Here is a 21,918-nt window from a genome sequence, read left to right on the forward strand (position 1 = left end):
CATTTTAAAATAACCTGATAGATATATGGAATGATATTTTAATCTTACGGTTTTAGTTTAGGAAATTATATTATGGAAGTTGGGGTCATAAAGAAAGTTGTTGAATTGATGATAATGTTATTTCCTATATCTGATCAAATTTATTTCTGCAAATAATTTTATTTGTTAAATCCCTTTTAAGTGAATGTTCTATGCTTTATTAAAGGTTATTTCATTTAATTGTTAAATTCACTAAATGATGATATATGTCATCTTATTTTACTTACTTCACTCGTTGTGGAATAGTATATTTGCTGAAACTTTTAAATAATCTATGAAAAAACAAATTTTATTTTGCTTCAGTAGTCTACTGATGCTTTTTATGAGTTCATGTTCAACGGAGGAACTGAATAGCGAGACAACCCCTGAAAGCCCTGCGGCAAAAGCTAATAATCGCTTATCTGCTTCCAAATTTGCGGGAGACGGAATTTATGATGTTCTGGGACATGGTTATAATGTTACCGGTGAATATGCCAATGCGACAGCTGCCGGTTTTAAGGTAGTTGATATTGATCGCTTTAAATTAGAGCAGAGCAACAGATTAATCAGCGAAAACACAAATTCTCAGGAGTATTCCGAAGATTATGGTGAAAATGCTGAGGCTTATTCGAAAATGGTTTCAACCAAAGTGGATGCAACAGTTAATTTTCCACTGTTTAAAAAAATACTTTCTGTAGGTTTTGGCTCAGCGGTAACAACCAACAATAAGTTTGATGCAAAATATATCTACGGAAGTTATAACCTTACGATCAAACAGAAAAGAGTAAGATTCAATGCTACTACCGATATGCTGGGTGATTATATAACTCCTGAATTTGCTCAGGATTTACAGACAAAAACTCCGCAGCAGATTGTTCAGGATTATGGAACTCACGTAATGACGGATATTTATACAGGAGCAAAACTTGATATTTTATTCCAGTCTGAAACAACGAGCCAGACTCGTGATAAGGCAGCCAGAATCGGAATAAAGGCAGGAATGCTGAATATTTTTAATGTGAATGTGGATAATGATGTGAATACTTCTGAATACCACATGAATTTTTCTAAAAAGTTGACTTACAAAACCAGAGGCGGGGATCCTTCAAAAGGCTTAGTAGGAGATTTGAATCTGGATCAGACCAATACTAAAGTTAATATTTCCAATTGGCAGAACAGCTCAAATGTAAATAATTCTGTTTTGGTTGACTTTGGAAGCAACGGGTTGATTATTATTTATGACTTTGTAAAAGACCCTGTTAAAAAAGCTCAGCTTAAAGCCTATGTAGATCAATATCTGATTGATAATAAGGTGTATTTAGAATTTAACACCATTCCAATTTACAGATATTATAACGGAGTAGATCATTACTATACAAAAATTGCTGGAAGCTACAGCGGATATTCTTTTGAAGGAACAGAGTTTCACGCATTCTTGTACAAAGCTCCCAATACAGTTCCTATCTACAGATACTGGAATGGTAAAGATCATTACTATACAAAAACTCCGGGATATTATCCGGGATATGTAGATGAAGGAATCGAGTTTAATGCTTTTGCTACTCAGCAGCCTAATACAGTTCCTATCTACCAATATTGGAACGGTAAAGATCATTATTATTCAAGATCCAGCGTAACACCTTCAGGTTATATTAAGGAGGGAATTGAATTCTATGCTTATTAATTAAAAATATTGATATTCTATAACTACAAGCCGTCTCAGTTTTGAGACGGTTTTTAATGATAAATAATATGATATATTTTTTTACCATTAAAAGATAGTACTGCCTTACTGTTTGTATTCATTTTCATTGATTATAATAATGTGCTGTTAATTATTCCTTTTCCAGGGTGTACATATATGGACTTAAGCAAATGTTAAATTGATGTTAGATTTTTTCTTTTACAACTAATTTTGATGGGGTAAATAGAAGTATGATTTTTATTATTTATCTTTACATAAGGAAATAAAAAACATAAACTTATGATAAAGCATTTATTAGCAATGTTTGGGCTATTGGCAGGAATTTGTATAATGGCTCAAAATATTACACTTGGCACTAATTTGGTAAAGGATAGAAGATACTATTCCCGAAATAATCAGCACTTTCTGATTTTTCAAAATGATGGAAATTTGGTAGTTTATAATAGCCAGAATCAGCCGGAATGGAGTTCCAGGACTCCTGGTGAAGGTTCAAGGGCTATTTTTCAGGAAGATGGTAATCTTGTCGTTTATAATTCTTCAAACAGACCCTTATTCAGTACCAACACCACCAACAAGAATGCAGCCAACCTTGAGATGCAGGATGATGGCAATCTTGTAATTTATAACAGGAGACGAAATGCTTTGTGGTCTTCTAAGGGAGGTTCTGACGGAAACAATTTCGGTGGAAACGGAGGTTCTAATACAGGAAGTTATAATAATGGTAATATTTACAAAGGATTTAGATTTGTAAAAGGACAAAAGATATTTTCTGAAAATTATAACTATTATTTAATTTTCCAGACAGATGGTAATTTGGTAATGTATAGTAACGGAACTAAAAAAGATATCTGGTCTTCGGCAACAGCAGGAAGTGGAAGAAGCGCTATTTTTCAGGAAGATGGAAATCTGGTAGTCTATGATTCTTCACATAAACCTGTTTACAGTACAGGTATAAGCTCATCAAATATTGAAAGACTTTCAGTTCAGAATGATGGAAATATTGTGATTTACAACAACAACGGTAGTGTTGTTTGGGCAAATAAAAAATAATAATTTAATAAAAAAAGTTAAGTATAAAAAAAGCTAGCCGAAAAGGTTAGCTTTTTTATGCAGTTTGTCTCGTCCTAATATAGCGTTTCTTTTGTAAAGAATATCGTACTCTAGCATTGGGAAATTATTTTTTCCCACGTACTGATCCAATCTTGTGTTTCATTTTCCAAGGAATAATTTTTCATCACAAATTGTGACCCTATTTTCCCTTTTTCAGAAAAAAGAGTCGGATTCTCATGATATTCTAATGCGTGGCTTTCTATTTTTTCAACAAAATCAATAATGTTACCTTCTTCAACCAGGCAAGAAAATTCTTCTTTAAAATATTCTTTTCCTCCTTGTCCAGAGTAACCGATTACAAAACATCCACAAGACATAGCTTCTATAGGAGGAAGCCCAAAGCCTTCTCTATGATTGAAGCTTAAAAAAAATACGGATTCTTTTAAATGTTTTGCAACTTCCTGTTCATCCATATTGTCAATTGGGAAAAACTCCCAATCATCCATCTTTTTTCGTGCTTTTAAAATATTAATAACTTGTAAAGAATCCTCAGCAAGTTTCCTTGGCATAAAAGCAATTTTTTTCTTTTTTTTATTTTCAAAACTGAAAATATGGGTATCAATTCCTAAACGGACTCTATATAGACCAAGAGCAGGAAATACAACATTAAAATATTTTTGTGCATTTTCTGATGCTACAATAGTTCCTAAACAATTTTTATCTAAATAAGGATTCTTTTCATTATAATCAAATCCATACCCCTGAAAGGTGTAGTAGCAATTCTGGTTAAGTATTACATACTGATGATTGGGAATAGTTTTATGGAATGATTTTCCATATATTTCCGGAAAAACAAATAGCGCATCTTTCTCTATGGGATGTGAAAATAAATTGTTATAGAACAGTTTTAATCTTTCGTAAAAACTATTTTTATGTTCTTTAGGGTTATTACTATTTTCTATGTTTTTTAAAAGTTCATAATGATAAGATATTTTTGTGTCACGATACCATATATTATCTCTTTTTCTCTTTTTTTTTAATAAAACAGTAGCATTATAACCATGATTGTTTAAAATATTTACATATTTATAAATTTGTTTTATACCCCCAAAAGGTACAGAAACTGATGGGCAAACAAAATATATCTTTCTTTTTTTCATAATAAGATTACTGTTTTTGAATACAATGCTTCCATATATGTTTTGATTAACGGAAATCAATATCCTTTAAAGTTTTCGGTATTTATTAGGCATTAAATGATTTTGTTGATTAATCAAATCTTATAAACAGAAGTGAATTTATTGCACTCCAGGAACAAAAGATAACCAACTTATTACTCTCATAGTTTACAATAAATGCTTAATTTTGTTTTTCTAAAAAGGCAGGACAAAATAATAAATTTAAAATGGGAATTAAAAGGTTTTTTAAAAATAAAATAAAGGATCGGAATTTTATCAATAATAAGAGAAAACTAAAGATCAATCATTTTGAACTCGACTTTTTTAAAAAACATACATTTGGCTTTATTTATGAAAATGAGCCAGAAGTTTCTATCATAATTCCTGTTTACAATCAGATCAGATATACTCTTAATTGTTTATATACAATTGAACAGTATGATAAAGACGTATCAAAAGAAATTATTATTATCAATGATAACAGCTCAGATGAAACTTTAAAGTATCTGGATACAGTTCCCGGAATTACAATTATTAATAATACTGAAAATTTAGGATTTTTAAGAAATATAAATAAAGGAATTCGGAAGGCAAGAGGAAGATATATTTATTTGTTGAACAATGACGTAGAAGTTCAGGAAAACTATTTATCCAGTTTGTTGGAGGTTTTTAAGAACAATAAAAATGTAGGTGCAGTTGGCTCTAAAATGGTATTTTCAGACAATACATTGCAAGAGGCGGGCTGTCTTATTTTTAATAATACCGAAATTGTTAATCTAGGAAGAGGTGAAGCTATTGATACTCCAAAATATAACTTTTTAAGAAAAGTAGATTATTGTTCAGGATGTAGTTTGTTATTACATAGAACTGATACTGATGGAAAACTTAATCTTTTGGATGAAGCTTTTTTACCTGCCTATTATGAAGAAACAGATCTATGTCAACGCTTGAAATATGAGCAGAAGCTGGATATTTATTATCAGCCTAAATCGGAAATTGTTCATTTTGAAAATGTTTCTTATACTGGAAAAGATAATGGAAAGGAACTTTTGCTTCAGAAAAACAGAACTGTCTTTATGAATAGATGGGATTCGTATTTTACTGATTCAAGATTTCTGGATAATGAAGGAAGAAATAATATTAATAGGTTTTATAAAAAGCCCAATATTCTGATTCTGGAGGAACGTATGCCACAACCTGATAAGGATTCTGGCTCAAGAAGGTTTCTTGAAATTGTAAAGATTCTGCAAAAAAATAATCATAGAGTTATTTTAGGGATTCAGCAACCCAACCAAGAGGATGATATCTACGTTGATTTTTTTCGGAGCATTGGTGTGGAAGTTTGTAAAGACTATGTAAATGCTCAGAACAAAATTGTAAAAGTTTTGGATCAAGTGAAAGAAGCTCTTCATTATGTAGATATTGTTTGGATTTTCAGACCGATTGGATTTGATTTTTGGTATGGGAAAATTAAAAATGATATCTCCGGAAAGAAGATTATTTATGATATGGTCGATCTTCATTATCTAAGAATGGAGAGAGAAAACAAATATATTGAAGTGACAAAGTCCCGTAAAAAAGAGATGAGATTCTTTAAGGAAAAGGAATATTTTGGAATGCAAAAGTCAGATGTGGTTATTTCCATCAGTGATGAAGAAAAGAAAATTGTCTCGGGCCAAGGGATCAAAAATGAAAAGATCTTTACTGTTAGTAATATTCATGAACCTGTAGAATGCAGAGATATGGATTATTCTGTTCGGGAAGGTGTTTTATTCATTGGAGGTTTCTATCACATGCCCAATATGGATGCCGTCAAGTTTTTGTATGAAGATATAATGCCTTTAGTTTGGGCCAAAGACGATTCTATTAAAGTATATATTTTAGGACCACATTTTCCTGAAGAGATTAAAGGAAAATATAATTCTGAGAAGTTTCAGATATTAGGTTATCAGAAGAGTGTAGATTACTGGTTTGAAAATTCGAGAATATTTGTTGCTCCTCTACGATATGGAGCTGGAGTGAAAGGAAAGATAGGGCAGGCTCTGGAGTTTGGATTGCCTGTAGTCACTACATCAATTGGGGCGGAAGGAATGGATCTGGAAGATCGAAAAACAGCCCTTGTTTCCAATGAAGATCCGCAGCATTTCGCAAATAAGATATTGGAACTATATTACGATGAAAATTTGTGGAAAACTCTTCATAGTAACAGCGCACTACCACTTGCTAAGTTCTCAGTTGGGCAACAGGAAAAGAATATCAATAATATTATAAATTATTTAGGATTTAAAGATTAAATAAAGAAAGCTTTTATCAATAAAGCTTATTTTTTATGTTATGATTTTTTTGATCCAATTACTGAAACCATATTTTTTTACAATGTCATCTGATAATGTAAAATAAGGTTTTTTTAGAAACTGTTTAATATTTTTATAATTATTATTTTCCACAACAAAGATATTATCAGGATGGTAAAAATCGTATTTTTTAACCGTCACATTATCCGTAATTACTTTTTTCTTATAGTATATTCCTTCAAAGAAACGAATGGAAAGTCCGTTGTGTAATGGATCAACAAAATCCAAAAGAATGTCTGAACTTTTAACAAGATCCAGATTTTCTCGGAAACTAATTCTGTTTTGAATATATTGTATTTTATCATTTTTCGTTTCAGGTTCCTGAAAATATTGAATGAAAATAGAAAGTTCAATAGATAAACCTGAGACTTCATCAATAAATCGGTTAATTTTTTCTTCACGGCTTTTCCAATATAAACCTACAAAGTAAAGCTTAGGCTTTTCTGCATTATATTTTTTTTCAGAAGAAGGAAGGTGATCAAAATAAAAATTAGTAATAGGTTGAATATTGGGCTGAGATTCTACTCTTTCAAAACAAAAGAAGATATCAAATAAATTGAAATAGTTTCTGATCTCTGGAAATTTTTCAATACCATCCCATTGATAAGCAATTAATCTTTGGGTTTTACTTTTTAGATTCTTTATAAATGAAATTGGGAAATTATCCGGACGAATCACCAGGACATAATCCAATTCTTCCGTAATGGCAGAAAGGTTTTTATTCAGCTCATCGAGAAAATGCTTTTGAATAAGATATTGTTTATACTCTTTATTTCTAAGAATATTTTTAATGAAAAAATTTTTTATGCTTTCACAGCCCTTGTATTTAAATCCTGAAACATTGTCTGTGATTAAATAGGGTTCAAAACCTTCCTTCTCCAAGTTCTCTAAAAATAGCTTTGGAAAATCGGAATAGTCAGGCATTACCAAAAGAAATTTTCTTTTTTTCACTTTTTTAATTTAAGTTAAGTATACTGAATCTTAATATTTTGTAGTATTTTCTGAGACTGTTGACAGGATTATTGAAATATTCTTTTTTTATGGTCTCAGCATCTTTTAAACTGAGGTCATTAATATACCGGAAATATTTTTTCTCAATACTTTTCAATGAAATATTATCATTGAATTTAGGATTAACTTCTTTGAATATCGTTTCCATCTTATGAATTGCTGTATTGGAATAGTTTGAATAATGCTTGTAATTTCCAATAATAATTTTCTTTAAGTAGGCAATATAGTAGGCAATATTGCTTTGTTCAGGATATTGTAAATAGTAGTTGTTATATATCGTTTGAATAACACTTAGGTATCCTAAAAGATTTTTATCACTGTTCTTTTTAGTGATGGACTGTGCGTTGTCGATAGTGTAGAAATAAGTAATATCAGGAATAAAGACAACATTCTTTGCCTGGAACATCGTTTCAAAGAACCATAATTCATCTTCGTGATAAATTCCACTTAAAAATGTGAGATTATTTTCTTTTAAAAATGAAGATTTATATAATTTATTCTGGGCAATTGGACTTAAGTCTTCCGTTATTTTTTTAAACAGGATTTCCGTATTTTTATTTTCTAAGCGTTGTTTTTCTTTAGGCTGAGGTAAGAATGAAACGTTTCGTTTCTCTTCCCATGAATAGGTTGATGTTTTTCCCACAATAATATCCTCTTTACCTGTATACTCAGATATGAGTGATTCCAAGGCATTAGAAGGAAGAAGATCATCACTGTCACAGAAAAAAATAAAATCTCCGGAGGCTTTTTCCAATCCGAAATTTCGAGTATCTGAAAGACCTTTGTTTTTCTGGTTGTATATATGGAATCTTTCGTCTGAAAAACAATTGATGATTTCAAGAGTATTATCTGTACTGCCATCATTAATAACAATACATTCAATATTGTAATGAGTTTGGCTCTGTATACTTTCGAGTACTTCTTTTACATAATAAGAAGCGTTGTAGCACGGAACAATAATGCTGATTAAAAAAAAAGAATTATCCATTCTTAATTAAATTTTTTTCAATGTAGAACTTACGGACTCAATGGAAAATGGTTTCAGACTGTCAATAGAATTTTGACTTAATGTATTCCAAAGCTCTTCATCATTATTTAATTGTAGAATTGCCTGAGCAAAACTATTTTCATCATTCGCTATCAATACATTTTTATGGTTGGTGAGTCTCATTCCTTCCGCTCCGATATCTGTTGTGATTACAGGCAAGAAATATTCAAATGCCTGTCCTATTTTTCCTTTTACTCCAGCTCCAAACCGTAAGGGAGCAACCATAATTCTGGAATTCATAAAATGCTCTTCAATGCTTTCCACAAAGCCTAAAAATTTAAACTTAGGAAATAGTTTAAGATCAAGTTTCTCAGCGACATTCCCAATGATGCTTACTTCCAGTTCAGGATTGGTTTTCCAGACAATAGGCATTATTTTTTCATAGAGAAACTTTACCGCATCAATATTTGGCTCGTGGATAGATCCGATGAAGGTAATTCCTTTGCTTTCACTGAAACTTTTTCTTTCAGAAATATCAATTTTGGGATAATGAATATTAGATACTGTAATGATCTTATTTTTATCTGCATACTGGCTCATAATTGCTTTCTCCTTATCAGATATGGCAATGATATAATCCAGTTGTGGTGCAACAACTGTTTCCAGGCGAAAAAAATGTTTATAATTCTTCTTTAATGAAATACGGGTAGGTTCCAGTTCTATGGCTCTTTTAAACCTTAAAAAATGAATGTCTACCATATCATAAATAAATTTGGCAGAAGATAAAACGGCTTTCATTTTTTCATAAAAAAGATTCAGAGCCAGAGGCCCGTTGAACCAAACGTAATCTATCTTTTTAAAAGAAGACAGGAAATCATAGATATTCCTGTACTTAGTGTTCTCTATGTAAACGATAACATTGCGCTGCTGATAAAACTTCACATAAGAATCGTCTTCAAACATATGGGGAGCGAATATAATGCAGTTGTATCCTAATTCTTTGTAAATAAGTATAAGTTCTTTCAGTCTGTTAGCCCCGGATTCTTTATCATGGGCTGGGAAATCTCTTGATGCAAAAAGGATCGTTTTTTGGGAAGCATCATACAGATTAATGTTGACGATATCCTTAGACTGAAGATATTTAAGTTTTTCTTTTCTTTCGAAGTGCTTTTTTATTTTTTTTAAGATTCCCATTTGTCAGTTTTTAGTATCAAGTTCAAAAACTTTATTCACCCAACTATCCAAAGTGTATCTGTAATAGATTTCTTCCGGAATTTTCTCGTAGGGTGTTTCAAAAAAAGATTTGTCAAGATTACTAATATTTTTGTTTAAAATCAAAATATTATTGGGATTGTAAAAGTCATAGGTTTTAATGGCTTCGTTATCAGTAATGATTTTCTTATCCAGAGCCATGGCTTCAAAAACCCTGAAGCTGAGCCCGTATTGCCCTTCACGCATAAGGTCCAGTAAAACTTTAGAGTTTTTATAATACTTTGGAAGATCGTTATGCGGAATTTTTTTGATACTGAAAATCAGAAAAAGATTTTTCGGTACCGTCATGAAAATATTGGTCAGCTGATGCTTCCAGGATTTTTTACCAATGATCATAATCTGGAATTTTAATCCCTGTTCAATCAGCTTTTTAGCCAGTAATTTTATTAATGAAACTCTTCTGTTATCATAAGATGTAATATAGAAAAGATCCATTTCAGGCTGTTGGATTTCCTGTGAACAATGGGGAAGATAAATATAGTTTGTTAACTTTTCGAACCCGTGCTTTTTGACGTCAACATAGTCGAATGAGAATACTTTGTCAAAAAGATACAGCTTATCTTCTACAGGAACTCTTTCAAGATTATCATAAAGATAGGTCAACAGACGATCTGTATATTTTCTAATTTTTTTGAGAGTAGAAAGATCAAATGTATCCGGATTCATCACCAGAATCTGATCCTGATGGCCTAATTGTTCCAGAGAATCCAGAACATATTTCTGTCTTTTTTCAGTCTTGAGATTTTTATTTAAAAAAGTTTTGCTTAAAGCATTTACAGCTCTTTCATTGAAGTTGGAATGAGTAACGCTACTGATCTTTATATGATGAGCATCAATATCTCTTTTGCATAATGTCTCAACAATATACTTATCATAATCCCAAAAATCATAACTAATGATACAAATCTTCATTTAACTAATTTTGCTCTTTTTTTAATGATTCATAGGTTTCATAAACGCTTAAAGACTGCAGATAAGATAATTGATAGCCTTCTTTTCCGTCTAAAATACCCAGTCTCATTATATAGGCCTTAAAGAATTTAAAAGCTGTTTTAAGATATTGAACCAAAACACTGTACTTTTTCCCTTTTGCAGCCAGTTCCTTCCCCTTTAAAACTCCGTAATGAATCATCTTTTTTCTATAAGATTCATAATCTGAAACGGAGTAGTGGAGTAATTTATTTTTTAAAATACCGATGGTTCCGTTAACCTCCAGAGTTTCATGTACCTTTTTTCCCGCCATATATCTGGCCTTCGATTTTCTGAATAGCCTGAAGTTTTTATCAGACTGTGTTCCTGAAAAGTGAATCGGTTTTTGGGCAAAAAAGAATTTCCTGTAAAAATAATAGGCATCCTTTTGCCCGGGTTTGTTCAGCTCACCGATAATTTCCTGCTGCAGGGCCGGAGTAATTCTTTCATCACCATCCAAAAATAATACCCAGTCGTTGGTTGCGTGATCAAGAGCTAAATTTCTCTGCTTTGTAAAGTCCTCAAATTTATTCTGAATCACTTTTACATGGGGGAATTTCTTTGCAATTTCTACAGTTTTATCCGTACTAAAAGAGTCTACCACAATTATTTCATCACAAAAATCAAAAGACTCAAGGACATCCTGTATATTTTTTTCTTCATTATATGTTATGATTAAACCACTTATATTCATCACAACGTTTTGTTTAATAAGGAAATATGTACTATCTCTCTTAAGGTCATTCTAAATAGTTTTAATCTTTCAAAGATAAGTCTAAATTTGAATTTTATAGACCAATCTTTGTCATTTATCTCTATTATGCAAATTTCGAAAAAATGCCGCCTTTGAAGAATATACATTATTGTATTCGGATGTATATAGCAAATACAATTCCTAAATTTTTAAAAAGTGAAAAAATATGATTTTTTTATGCTTTTTTGAAGTCATTGCTGACGGTATGTCTAGGGAAATACATGTATTGATGAGATACATTAAGGGTATGGTTTTTAACTACCATACCCATTAATCTTTTCCGGAAATCAACAGTTCAAATAGTGTTGATCATATTAAAATATCCGATGAATATCAGTTTATTTATACTCGAGAATAGTCTTTTCAATAATCTTCACGCAATCCTGCAATTGTTCTTCAGTAATGACCAATGGTGGTGCAAGTCTGATAATGTTACCATGTGTAGGTTTTGCCAGCAATCCGTTTTCTTTCAGCTGCAGGCAAAGATTCCATGCGGTAGAGCTATCAGGTGTATCATTGATCAGAATAGCATTTAAAAGGCCTTTTCCTCTTACTTTGGTAATAAGGTTTGTCTTTTCAATAAGCTTCTCTATTTCAGCTCTGAAAAGCTTTCCTAATTCTTCTGCTCTTTCAGACAGTTTTTCGTCAGCTACTACATCCAATGCGGCTACTGCTACGGCACACGCAATAGGGTTTCCTCCGAACGTGGAGCCATGCTGTCCCGGTTTGATAACATTCATAATGTTGTCATTCGCTAAAACAGCAGATACGGGATACATACCTCCGGAAAGTGCTTTCCCTAAGATCAGGATATCCGGTTGTACATCTTCATGGTGGCAGGCAATCAGTTTTCCTGTTCTTGCAATACCTGTCTGAACTTCATCAGCAATGAAAAGGACATTATATTTTTTACATATTTCAGAAGCATTTTTAAGGAAGTTTTCATCAGGAACATACACTCCGGCCTCTCCCTGAATTGGTTCTACTAAGAACGCAGCAATATTTCCGGCTTCTCTGCTTAATACTTCTTCCAATGCAGTGATATCGTTATAAGGAATTTTGATAAATCCTGGTGTAAAAGGTCCGTAATTCTGGTTGGCATCAGGATCATTAGAGAAAGAAACAATTGTTGTTGTTCTTCCATGGAAATTGTTTTCGCAAACGATAATTTTCGCTGCATTTTCTGCAATTCCTTTTACTTCATAACTCCATTTTCTGGCTAATTTTACCGCTGTTTCCACAGCTTCAGCTCCGGAATTCATTGGTAAAACCTTGTCAAATCCAAAAAGAGTGGTTATTTTCTGTTCATATTCTCCTAATTTGGAGTTGTAGAATGCTCTTGAAGTTAAAGCCAGCTTTTGTGCCTGCTCTACCAGTGCTCCAACAATTTTAGGATGAGAATGTCCCTGGTTTACAGCAGAATATGCTGAAAGAAAATCATAGTACCTTTTGCCCTCCACATCCCAGACGAAAACACCTTCTCCGCGATCCAGAACTACTGGAAGGGGGTGATAGTTGTGCGCTCCATGTTTGTCTTCAAGGTCAATAAAATACTGTGAGTTTTTTGTTTGTTCTGCTGTTGACATATTGTTGTTTTTTACAAATTTACACAATATTAATGATACCCATAAACAAAAATAGAATTGAGTATAAGGCTGTGATTAGAGTATATTTTGAGGGAAAATGAATCCCTAATGGAAAATATTTTCTTAACGGATAACAGTTGCAGGTATTCTATCTTTAAGAATAAGAAATTTATACTGAGAAGATTATTCTACATTTTAATCATTCCGGTATTGATTTGCTGTTCTATCAGGGCTATAATATTTTTAAATGCTGTTCCCTAAACAGCTTTTGATTGGGGTTTATCTTATAAATTACTATTGTACGAAATATCAAAAACTTTTTCCATTTGTCTTTCGTTAGTAGTTCTAGGGGTTGCCTTTAATAAAGTATTACGGAGCCAAACTGCCGCACTGTTTTCATAATGAGAAATTTTACCAATAGCAGCGCTTGTATTGACGATATAATGTGCTTTTTTCATGCGCAGTTTTTCGTATTGAGTGAAAGCTTCATCCACCTTTTTACCTTCACCAAAAAGCTTTCCAATGATGTATGCATCTTCAATGGCCTGGCATGCACCTTGTCCCATATTAGGTGTTGTTGCATGGGCTGCATCACCAATCAGGCAAACACGGTCTTTTTGCCATTGGTAAATCGGTTCTAAATCGATAATGTCACTGACAAATATTTTCTCTTTGGGTGTTTCGGAAATCATGCTGAGAATTTCGGGATTAAATTCAGCAAAAAGCTCAGCAAGATTATTGGGATTTTTAACCAGGTGCTCGTTAACCACAGCGTACCAGTAAACTTTGTTATCACTAATTTTCACGAAGCCGAAGCGTCTGCCTTTTCCCCAGGCTTCATAAACATGGTGATTATATTTTTCTGTCCAATCAGATTCGATGACGCCACGCCAGCATTTTTGCTTGGAAGATCTGAGTTTTCCAATATTTAAAATTTGACGACGTACTACTGATTTAATTCCATCTGCTCCAATAACAGCATCTGCATTAGCGATAGTTCCGTCTTCAAAAGTGAGTTGATAACCGTTTTCCTGTTCGATTTTGGATAAACGTTTAGAAAGTTTAATGTTTTCAAAACCAATTTCTTCAGCCAGAATCATTTGTAAATCGGCACGATGAATGGCAATATTGCTTACTCCGTATTTACTTTCGAATGTATTTAATTGTACATCCGATAAGGTTTTGAGCTGTGGATTAGTAATGTTAATAGTTGAAATTTTATGACCTGCCATTTCGATTTTGTGGCGAATGCTTAGTTTGTCAAAAATCTGCATGGCATTATTAGCCATAATGATTCCGGCGCCCACAGGCTTTATTTCGGGTGCACTTTCGTAAACGGTAACGTCCAGATTATTTTTTTGTAAGGCTAAAGCTGTTGTCAAACCACCAATTCCGCCACCGATAATTGCTATTTTCATTGTGATTGCATTTATATTATGAGGCAAAATTAATGGCTGGAAAAACCAAAAACGTTCACTTAAGTTAATTTTCTGAAATTAGCAAATTCTTTTCCGGATTCTGCTCAGCGATTGTGGCGTAATTCCTAAATATGACGAAATATATTTCTGTGGAATTTTGTTCAGAATTTCGGGTGACTTTTTCAAAAGATTGAGATAGCGTTCTTCCGGTGTATAAAAAAACAGTTCGTCAAGCCTTTGTTTTGCATCCAGAAAAGCTAAATCCGATATGCGTTTTGCCAGCCCAAGCCAGAAAATATCTTTCTGAATTAACATCCCAACAGCTTTTTTATCAAAATATAAAACTTCAGTTTTTAGAAGAGCCTGTATAACAGCGATTGATTTTTTTCCGGTAATATAGCTTGCGTAATCACCAATTACGTCATTATTCACCTGTAAAAGATAGCTGATATCTTCGCCTTTTTCATTGATGTAATAAATCCGGACAGCGCCATTCAAAATGATTCCTAAACGATCAAATACTCCATTTTTAGGTTCTATCATTTTGCTTTTATCATAAGTTACGATATAGCAAATATCCAAAAATTCCTTCGCACGCACCATAGAAATCTGAAGTGTCTTTGCTAATTTCTCCTGTATTGCTGATGTCATCGCTCCTATGTTGGTTTTAATTGATACTACAAAAATAATTTTTCCTGTTTTATTAGAACGAAATAGAGTATAAAACTAAAGAAGGCGCCTTTTCGGACGCCTTCTTTTTATATGAATGATAATTCTTTTTAGTGATTATCGTATTTTCTATCCATTACAAAATCTTCCATGAATTTTGTAGTATAGTTCCCTGAAAGATAATCTTCATTATCCATCAGCTGTCTGTGGAAAGGAATCGTTGTTTTTACTCCTTCAATATAGAATTCTTCAAGAGCCCGTCTCATTTTTGCAATGGCTTCCTCACGGGTCTGAGCCGTAGTAATAAGCTTAGCAATCATTGAATCATAGTTGGAAGGAATTGTATATCCGGAATACACGTGAGTGTCTACTCTGATTCCGTGTCCTCCAGGGATATTTAATCCTGTGATTTTCCCCGGAGACGGTCTGAAGTCTGCGTAAGGGTCTTCTGCGTTGATTCTACATTCGATTGAATGTAATTTAGGATAATAGTTAATTCCTGAAATAGGAGTTCCAGCAGCAAGAAGAATTTGTTCTCTGATCAGGTCATAATCAATTACCTGCTCAGTGATAGGGTGCTCTACCTGGATTCTTGTATTCATTTCCATGAAATAGAAATTTCTGTGTTTGTCTACAAGGAATTCGATAGTTCCTACCCCTTCATATCCAATGAATTCGGCAGCTTTTACGGCAGCTTCTCCCATTTTCTCACGAAGTTCATCTGTCATGAAAGGAGAAGGCGTTTCTTCAGTTAATTTCTGATTTCTTCTCTGTACAGAACAGTCTCTTTCAGAAAGATGGCACGCTTTTCCGAATTGGTCACCAGCAACCTGAATTTCGATGTGTCTTGGCTCTTCAATCAGTTTTTCCATATACATACCTCCATTTCCAAAGGCAGCTACAGCTTCCTGAATAGCAGATTCCCAGTGATCTTTAAGGTCTTCAGCTTTCCAAACAGCTCTCATTCCTTTTCCACCACCACCTGCGGTAGCTTTGATCATTACCGGATATCCTGTTTCTTCAGCTATCTTTACAGCGTGTTCATAAGATTCGATCAATCCGTCAGAACCTGGTACACAAGGTACACCTGCTGCTTTCATAGTAGCCTTAGCGTTTGCTTTATCTCCCATTTTTTCAATCTGTTCAGGAGAAGCACCAATAAATTTGATACCGTTCTTCTGGCAGATTCTTGAGAAGTTAGCATTTTCAGATAAAAATCCGTACCCTGGGTGAATAGCATCAGCATTGGTAATTTCCGCTGCAGCAATAATATTAGGGATTTTAAGATAAGAGTCTTTACTCATTGCAGGGCCAATACATACTGCTTCATCAGCAAATCTTACGTGAAGACTGTCTTTGTCAGCAGTAGAGTATACTGCAACGGTTTTGATCCCCATTTCTTTACAAGTACGTAAAATACGCATTGCAATTTCGCCACGATTGGCTATTAATATTTTTTTGAACATCTTAATACGATTTGAAATTTGAAAATTTGAAATTTGAAATTGATTTTATAATCAATTATCAATCATCATTAATCAATATTTAATTAAGATGGATCTACTAAGAATAAAGGTTGGTCGTACTCTACTGGCGTAGCGTCGTCAACTAAAATTTTAACAATTTTTCCGCTGATTTCAGATTCAATCTGGTTGAATAGCTTCATTGCTTCAATAACACAAACTACTTTACCAACAGAAACTTCGTCCCCTACATTTACAAATACATCTTTATCAGGAGATGGTTTTCTATAGAAAGTACCAATCATTGGAGATTTGATTGTTACATATTTGCTGTCATCAGATGCAGCTTCAGCTTTTTCAGCAACAGGAGCGGCCGGAGTTGCAACAGGTGCCGGAGCAGCTACCGCTTGTGGAGCAGTGTGGTATACTGCAGGTTGTGCATAAACAGCATCGCTTCCAGCTAATGGAGTTTTAATAGTGATTTCGAAATCTTTAGTTTTGTACTTCACTTCTGATACTTCAGCCTTAGATACAAACTTGATAAGATTTTGTATGTCTTTAATGTCCATAAATTTGATATTTGATTTGATGCCAAAGATACCAAAAAAACGTAAAAAACAACAAAAAACCGCCAAATTTTATCAAAATTGGGCGGTTTTTGTATTAAAATGAGGCTTTTTCAGCGAAAAGCGACTCTTAGTTTTCTTCAGTAGCCGCTACTTCTTTTTCCAATACTACTTTACCTCTGTAGTATAATTTTCCTTCATGCCAGTGAGCTCTGTGGTATAGGTGAAGCTCTCCTGTTGTTGCATCTTTAGCTAATTGAGGAACTACAGCTTTGTAGTGAGTTCTTCTCTTATCTCTTCTTGTAGACGACTGTCTTCTCTTTGGATGTGCCATTTTCTAATAACTTTTTTAATTGATGAGCGATGAGATTCATCATCTCATCATATTTAAATTATTCTATTTAATTATTGTCTTTTAATTTTCTTAAAGCATCCCATCTTGGGTCACTTTCATGTTCTTCTTCTTCAGTTACCTCAATATCTTTAGGACTGAACTGGTCAAGAATTTTAAGATCTTCATCACTTACATTCGGTGAAATCTTTTTCATCGGGATAGAAAGCATTACATTTTCATAAATCAAATGTGCTACATTGAAAGCATGCTCTCCGGTAGGAATGGTAATCACATCTTCATTGCTGTCATCATATTCTTCCCCGAAATTCACCAAAATTTTGATTTCATTCTCAATAGGATAGTCAAAATTTTCATTGGTGATATCACAAACCAATTCAACTAATCCATTAATTTTAATCTCAAATTCTAGAAAAGTAGTGTGTTTATCAAGCGATACATTCACTTCTATTCTAGGATTTGTAAATTCCTGCTCAGTGTCAAATAATTGAAAGAACGTTTTATCTATCTCAAACTTGAACTCGTGTTTTCCGTTTTTAAGTCCGGAAAAGCTTACGTCATAGTTTCTTAACTTGTCCATAAAATGAGTGTGCAAAAATATGCATTTTTTTTATAATAACAAATAAAATCTGAAACAAATTAATTTAAAATTTGTTTTAAAGATTTATGCTTCAGTTTCCTCCGGCAGATCTTCATCTATTCCGTTGTCTACAGCCATTTTTCTAGGCTGCAGGCGGTTGCTCATCAGTTCGCTGTATTCACTTCTGTTTTTGAAAACCTTAATAGCAGTGAAGATCGCTTCTGTAAAACTTTGTTCGTCAGCCATATTTTTTCCTGCAATATCATAAGCAACTCCATGATCCGGAGATGTTCTGATGAAAGGAAGTCCTGCCGTATAATTTACTCCTTCTTCATACGCTAATGTTTTAAAAGGAGCCAGCCCCTGGTCGTGATACATCGCTAAAACAGCATCGAAATTTTTGTATTTGCCCGGCTGGAAGAAACTGTCTGCAGGAAAAGGTCCGAATGCCAGTATTCCGTTGTCAGAAAGTTCTTTAATAGCTGGGCTGATGATCTCGATTTCTTCATTTCCGATAACACCGCCATCTCCTGCGTGAGGATTTAATCCCAGCACTGCAATTTTAGGCTTTTGAATACAGAAATCTTCTATCAGCGTCTGGTTTAAAACTCGGATCTGTTTCTTTATTTTTTCCTTGGAAATATTTTCAGCCACCTTTGCAATAGGGATATGATGAGTTGAAACAGCCACTTTAAGATCTTCGGTAACAAGGAACATTAGTCCTTTTTTATTGAATTTCTCTTCAAAATATCCTGTGTGTCCTGCATGTTTGAAACCCATCTTTACCATTTCATCCTTGTTGATCGGAGCGGTTACCAGAACGTCAATGTCTCCTTTCATTAAAGCTTCAGTAGCTGCTTCCAGAGAATCAATTGCCATCTTTGTAGATTCTTCGGTAGGAACTCCCAGTTCTACATTCACGTTTTCTTTGGTAAGGTTCACCATATTGAGTTTCCCTGCCTGTGCCTGCGAAGGTTCATTAACATAGTTGAAATTAATATTCAGCTTAAAAATATTTTTCTGATAAGTGAATAATTTTCCCGACCCAAAAATTACAGGTGTGAAAAAATCTGTAATAGTTTTGTCTTTCAGAGACTTCATAATGATCTCCGGGCCGATGCCGTTGAAATCACCGATTGAAATTCCTACTCGTACTTTATGGTTTTTTGGGCTCATTTTGATTATCTTTGAAGATTATAATTTACAAATTTAGCAAAAAATAATATGTTCACAGGAATTATTGAAGCAGTTGGTGTTATTGAGAAGATTGAAGAAAAAGGAAGCAATATAGATTTTACCCTGACTTGCCCTTTTACAAATGAACTTAAAATTGATCAAAGCCTTGCGCACAACGGCTGTTGTCTTACAGTTGTTGAAATAAAAGACAATCATTATGTGGTGACGGCAATCAATGAAACATTGGAAAAAACCAACCTTGGAAAATGGGAATTGGGAACCGTTGTCAACCTTGAACGCTGTATGAAAATGGATGGAAGACTCGATGGTCATATTGTTCAGGGACATGTTGATAAAACCGGTGAAGTGGTGAGTATCGAAAATAAAGACGGAAGTTATTTTATTACCATGAAGTATGATAATGACGGAAGTTTTGTAACGGTACCTCAGGGATCCATTACTGTAAACGGAATCAGTCTTACTGTTGCTAAAAGTGAAGATAATCAGTTTTCCGTAGCTATTATTCCTTATACCTGGGAGTTTACGAATATGAAACATTTGAAAATTGGTGACAAAGTAAACCTGGAATTTGATATCATTGGTAAGTATATTGCTAGGTTAATTAAAAAGTAGAATGTCAATAAATAAGTATAAAGGATATAGCTTAAGGAATCGTGTGTTTTTTGGTTTCCTGCTGGTATGTTTTTTAAGTGTGGTTGCTACATCACTTGTTCCTTACTTTGTATTGAGAAATCATTCTTTACAGCAGAGTAATATCGATATGCAGGATAAAACCAATGCTGTAATGCGATATCTGGACTATGCGGTAAGCCAGAAACTTATTGAAACAAAAGATCTTCCGGAGGTTTTGGGGAATAAAATCTTTGAAATAGCGGATATCAACCAGCATGATATTTTTATTTATGATCTGAAAGGAAACTATTTGCTTTCCAACAAAGATGAAGGATTAATTGAGCAGAAAACAATTCCTATAGAAATCATCAATAAGATCCTGTCTACTGACGCAAGAGTAGACATGGTGAATTATGATGCGGCTAAGGATGCAAAGCTTACCTCTTCCTATCTTTTGCTGAAAAACAATGAACTTGAGCCTATCGGAATTGTTTATATTCCTTTATACCACAATGAATCTGCTTATCTTGAAGTTCTTCATCAGTATGTAAAGTATATTCTTTTAGTAGATATATTTCTTATCCTTTTTAGTATATGGATTAGCTGGGTTACGTCTAATAGTCTTGCCAAAACCATTACGAAATTCTCTGATATGATTACCCGTATTACCTTGTTTGAAAACGAAATGCGCCCTATCAGATATTATAAGAATGATGAGCTTAATGCTTTGGCAAGAGCTTATAACAGAATGATTCTACAGATTCAGGACCAGAAAGAAAGACTTAGATTCAAAGCATCCGAAGAAGCATGGAGAGAGATGGCCAAGCAGGTGGCTCATGAGGTGAAAAATCCGCTGACGCCAATGAAGCTGACGATTCAGAATTTTGAAAGAAAATTTGATCCTGAAGACCCGAATATCAGAGAAAGAGTAAAGCAAATGAGTAAAACTATTGTTGATCAGATTGATCTGATTGCTACCGTAGCTTCAGCATTCTCAGAATTTGCGAAACTTCCTGAAAAGAATAATGAAGTGATCAATCTGAATACCGAAGTTGAAGATATTCTCCGTGTATTCAACGATGACAGTATTTTCATGCATGCCAACAAGGCGAATATTATGATCAATATGGACAGGATTTATCTTTCCAGAATTATCACAAACCTTGTTACCAACGCAAAGCAGGCAGAAAGTGATAAGAGAAAACTGATCATCAATGTAGATGTCGAACAGCACCAGAGAAGAGTCATTATCTCTGTTCAGGATAACGGAGTCGGGATTCCTGAAAATATGTACGAAAGAATCTTTGAGCCAAACTTTACATCTAAAAGCAGTGGGATGGGGCTTGGTTTATCCATGGTGAGAAAAATGATCGAAGATTATAAAGGTGAGATCTCCGTGAAATCAGAAGTAGGGAAGGGATCTACATTCATTATTACACTGCCTACCAATTTATAGTGAAGCCATTTACATTTAAACAATTTCAAATTCAGCAGTCTAAAGATGTCTTCCGTGTAGGAACAGACGGTGTTCTGCTTGGTGCTTTGGCGGATGTTGAAAATGCTTCCAGTATTTTGGAAGTAGGAACAGGCACAGGACTAATTTCTCTTATGCTGGCACAAAGAAATCTACAGGCGGAATTTTTAGGGCTGGATATTAATGATGATGCTGCCAAGCTTACCCAGCTCAATTTTGAAAATTCTCCTTTTCATGCCAGGTTGAAAAACAGTCATCAGGACTTTAAAACTTTTGAAACGGAAGATCGTTTTGATCTTATTGTATCCAATCCTCCGTATTTTGAAGAATCAGGATCTGAAAAAGATAAAATTGCTCGTCAGACCGTAGAATTGAACTTCATGCAGTTGATCAGTAAGGCGGCAGAATTATTGTCAGAAAAAGGGATGTTTTCTGTAATCATACCTGTGGAAGCAGGGGAAGTTTTTATTTCAATCGGTAAGGAAAATAAACTGCATCTGAACAGAAAAGTGAATATTAGAGGAATTGAAAATGCAAAGGCAAAAAGATTGATTCTGGAGTTTTCATCACAAGTAAAAGAAGTTAACGAGTCTGATTTTATTATAGAAAAAAGTCCGAGACAATACTCGGACCAATATCTTGAACTCACCAAAGAGTTTCATGTTTTTAAATAGAGAAGTTAGTTATTTCTGACCTTCTTAT

Annotated in this window: 20 protein-coding genes; 6 read left to right on the plus strand and 14 right to left on the minus strand. The window is 33.7% G+C overall.

Features of this window, described 5'->3' with window-relative positions:
* Positions 1-313 precede the first annotated feature (313 nt).
* Positions 314-1,702, plus strand: coding sequence for an MAC/perforin domain-containing protein (locus ACLI50_RS05580; RefSeq protein WP_411413350.1), 1,389 nt, complete (start codon positions 314-316; stop codon positions 1,700-1,702).
* 300 nt (positions 1,703-2,002) lie between these two features.
* The gene (locus ACLI50_RS05585) at positions 2,003-2,773 is read left to right on the plus strand and encodes a hypothetical protein (RefSeq protein WP_411413351.1); all 771 of its coding nucleotides are present in this window, start codon (positions 2,003-2,005) and stop codon (positions 2,771-2,773) included.
* Between the two features lie 110 nt (positions 2,774-2,883).
* Here ACLI50_RS05585 and ACLI50_RS05590 read toward each other — a convergent pair whose 3' ends face one another.
* A complete protein-coding gene (locus tag ACLI50_RS05590) occupies positions 2,884-3,933 on the minus strand; it encodes a glycosyltransferase (RefSeq protein ID WP_110011470.1) in 1,050 nt (349 codons plus the stop codon).
* 245 nt (positions 3,934-4,178) lie between these two features.
* Between ACLI50_RS05590 and ACLI50_RS05595 the strand changes: the two genes are divergently transcribed.
* On the plus strand, positions 4,179-6,245 hold the full coding sequence (locus tag ACLI50_RS05595; RefSeq protein WP_202841575.1) for a glycosyltransferase: 2,067 nt from the start codon (positions 4,179-4,181) through the stop codon (positions 6,243-6,245).
* A 33-nt stretch (positions 6,246-6,278) separates the two neighbouring features.
* On the opposite strand, the gene ACLI50_RS05600 is transcribed toward ACLI50_RS05595, so the two are convergent.
* The 13 genes from ACLI50_RS05600 to pdxA all read right to left on the minus strand — a co-directional run bounded on the left by ACLI50_RS05600 (position 6,279) and on the right by pdxA (position 19,109).
* A complete protein-coding gene (locus tag ACLI50_RS05600) occupies positions 6,279-7,256 on the minus strand; it encodes a WaaS/CpsH family glycosyltransferase (RefSeq protein WP_411413352.1) in 978 nt (325 codons plus the stop codon).
* A 4-nt stretch (positions 7,257-7,260) separates the two neighbouring features.
* Positions 7,261-8,304 (minus strand): glycosyltransferase family 2 protein, encoded by a 1,044-nt coding sequence (locus ACLI50_RS05605; RefSeq protein WP_411413353.1) that lies wholly within the window; start codon positions 8,302-8,304, stop codon positions 7,261-7,263.
* Positions 8,305-8,310: 6 nt separating this feature from the next.
* The gene (locus tag ACLI50_RS05610) at positions 8,311-9,498 is read right to left on the minus strand and encodes a glycosyltransferase family 4 protein (RefSeq protein ID WP_343643375.1); all 1,188 of its coding nucleotides are present in this window, start codon (positions 9,496-9,498) and stop codon (positions 8,311-8,313) included.
* A gap of 3 nt (positions 9,499-9,501) precedes the next feature.
* Positions 9,502-10,488, minus strand: a complete 987-nt coding sequence (locus ACLI50_RS05615; protein ID WP_110011465.1) for a WaaS/CpsH family glycosyltransferase — start codon at positions 10,486-10,488, stop codon at positions 9,502-9,504.
* 4 nt (positions 10,489-10,492) lie between these two features.
* A complete protein-coding gene (locus ACLI50_RS05620; RefSeq protein ID WP_202844176.1) occupies positions 10,493-11,239 on the minus strand; it encodes a glycosyltransferase family 2 protein in 747 nt (248 codons plus the stop codon).
* A gap of 398 nt (positions 11,240-11,637) precedes the next feature.
* Entirely contained in the window at positions 11,638-12,885 is a 1,248-nt protein-coding gene (gene rocD / locus ACLI50_RS05625) for an ornithine--oxo-acid transaminase (protein ID WP_411413354.1), read from the minus strand.
* Between the two features lie 284 nt (positions 12,886-13,169).
* Positions 13,170-14,303: an FAD-dependent oxidoreductase gene (locus ACLI50_RS05630; RefSeq protein ID WP_202841568.1), complete on the minus strand. Its 1,134-nt coding sequence runs from the start codon at positions 14,301-14,303 to the stop codon at positions 13,170-13,172.
* 78 nt (positions 14,304-14,381) lie between these two features.
* The gene (locus tag ACLI50_RS05635; RefSeq protein WP_238349655.1) at positions 14,382-14,954 is read right to left on the minus strand and encodes a Crp/Fnr family transcriptional regulator; all 573 of its coding nucleotides are present in this window, start codon (positions 14,952-14,954) and stop codon (positions 14,382-14,384) included.
* Between the two features lie 128 nt (positions 14,955-15,082).
* Positions 15,083-16,438: an acetyl-CoA carboxylase biotin carboxylase subunit gene (gene accC / locus ACLI50_RS05640; protein ID WP_110011462.1), complete on the minus strand. Its 1,356-nt coding sequence runs from the start codon at positions 16,436-16,438 to the stop codon at positions 15,083-15,085.
* Between the two features lie 83 nt (positions 16,439-16,521).
* Positions 16,522-17,004 carry an acetyl-CoA carboxylase biotin carboxyl carrier protein gene (gene accB, locus ACLI50_RS05645; protein ID WP_034692974.1) on the minus strand — a complete coding sequence of 161 codons (483 nt, stop codon included), beginning with the start codon at positions 17,002-17,004 and terminating at the stop codon, positions 16,522-16,524.
* 127 nt (positions 17,005-17,131) lie between these two features.
* Positions 17,132-17,335 (minus strand): 50S ribosomal protein L32, encoded by a 204-nt coding sequence (gene rpmF, locus ACLI50_RS05650; protein WP_002976251.1) that lies wholly within the window; start codon positions 17,333-17,335, stop codon positions 17,132-17,134.
* Between the two features lie 67 nt (positions 17,336-17,402).
* A complete protein-coding gene (locus ACLI50_RS05655) occupies positions 17,403-17,933 on the minus strand; it encodes a YceD family protein (RefSeq protein ID WP_137906077.1) in 531 nt (176 codons plus the stop codon).
* 84 nt (positions 17,934-18,017) lie between these two features.
* Positions 18,018-19,109 carry a 4-hydroxythreonine-4-phosphate dehydrogenase PdxA gene (gene pdxA, locus ACLI50_RS05660; protein ID WP_202841566.1) on the minus strand — a complete coding sequence of 364 codons (1,092 nt, stop codon included), beginning with the start codon at positions 19,107-19,109 and terminating at the stop codon, positions 18,018-18,020.
* 48 nt (positions 19,110-19,157) lie between these two features.
* Between pdxA and ACLI50_RS05665 the strand changes: the two genes are divergently transcribed.
* The 3 genes from ACLI50_RS05665 to ACLI50_RS05675 are packed head-to-tail and all read left to right on the plus strand — an operon-like array spanning position 19,158 to position 21,890.
* On the plus strand, positions 19,158-19,742 hold the full coding sequence (locus tag ACLI50_RS05665; protein ID WP_110011459.1) for a riboflavin synthase: 585 nt from the start codon (positions 19,158-19,160) through the stop codon (positions 19,740-19,742).
* Between the two features lies 1 nt (position 19,743).
* The gene (locus tag ACLI50_RS05670; RefSeq protein ID WP_110011458.1) at positions 19,744-21,198 is read left to right on the plus strand and encodes a sensor histidine kinase; all 1,455 of its coding nucleotides are present in this window, start codon (positions 19,744-19,746) and stop codon (positions 21,196-21,198) included.
* Positions 21,198-21,890, plus strand: a complete 693-nt coding sequence (locus tag ACLI50_RS05675; RefSeq protein ID WP_411413355.1) for a tRNA1(Val) (adenine(37)-N6)-methyltransferase — start codon at positions 21,198-21,200, stop codon at positions 21,888-21,890. The genes ACLI50_RS05670 and ACLI50_RS05675 overlap by 1 nt, the downstream gene beginning before the upstream one ends.
* Positions 21,891-21,918 lie beyond the last annotated feature (28 nt).

Source organism: Chryseobacterium cupriresistens (genome assembly GCF_046614675.1).
GTDB classification, from domain to species: Bacteria; Bacteroidota; Bacteroidia; order Flavobacteriales; family Weeksellaceae; genus Chryseobacterium; species Chryseobacterium cupriresistens.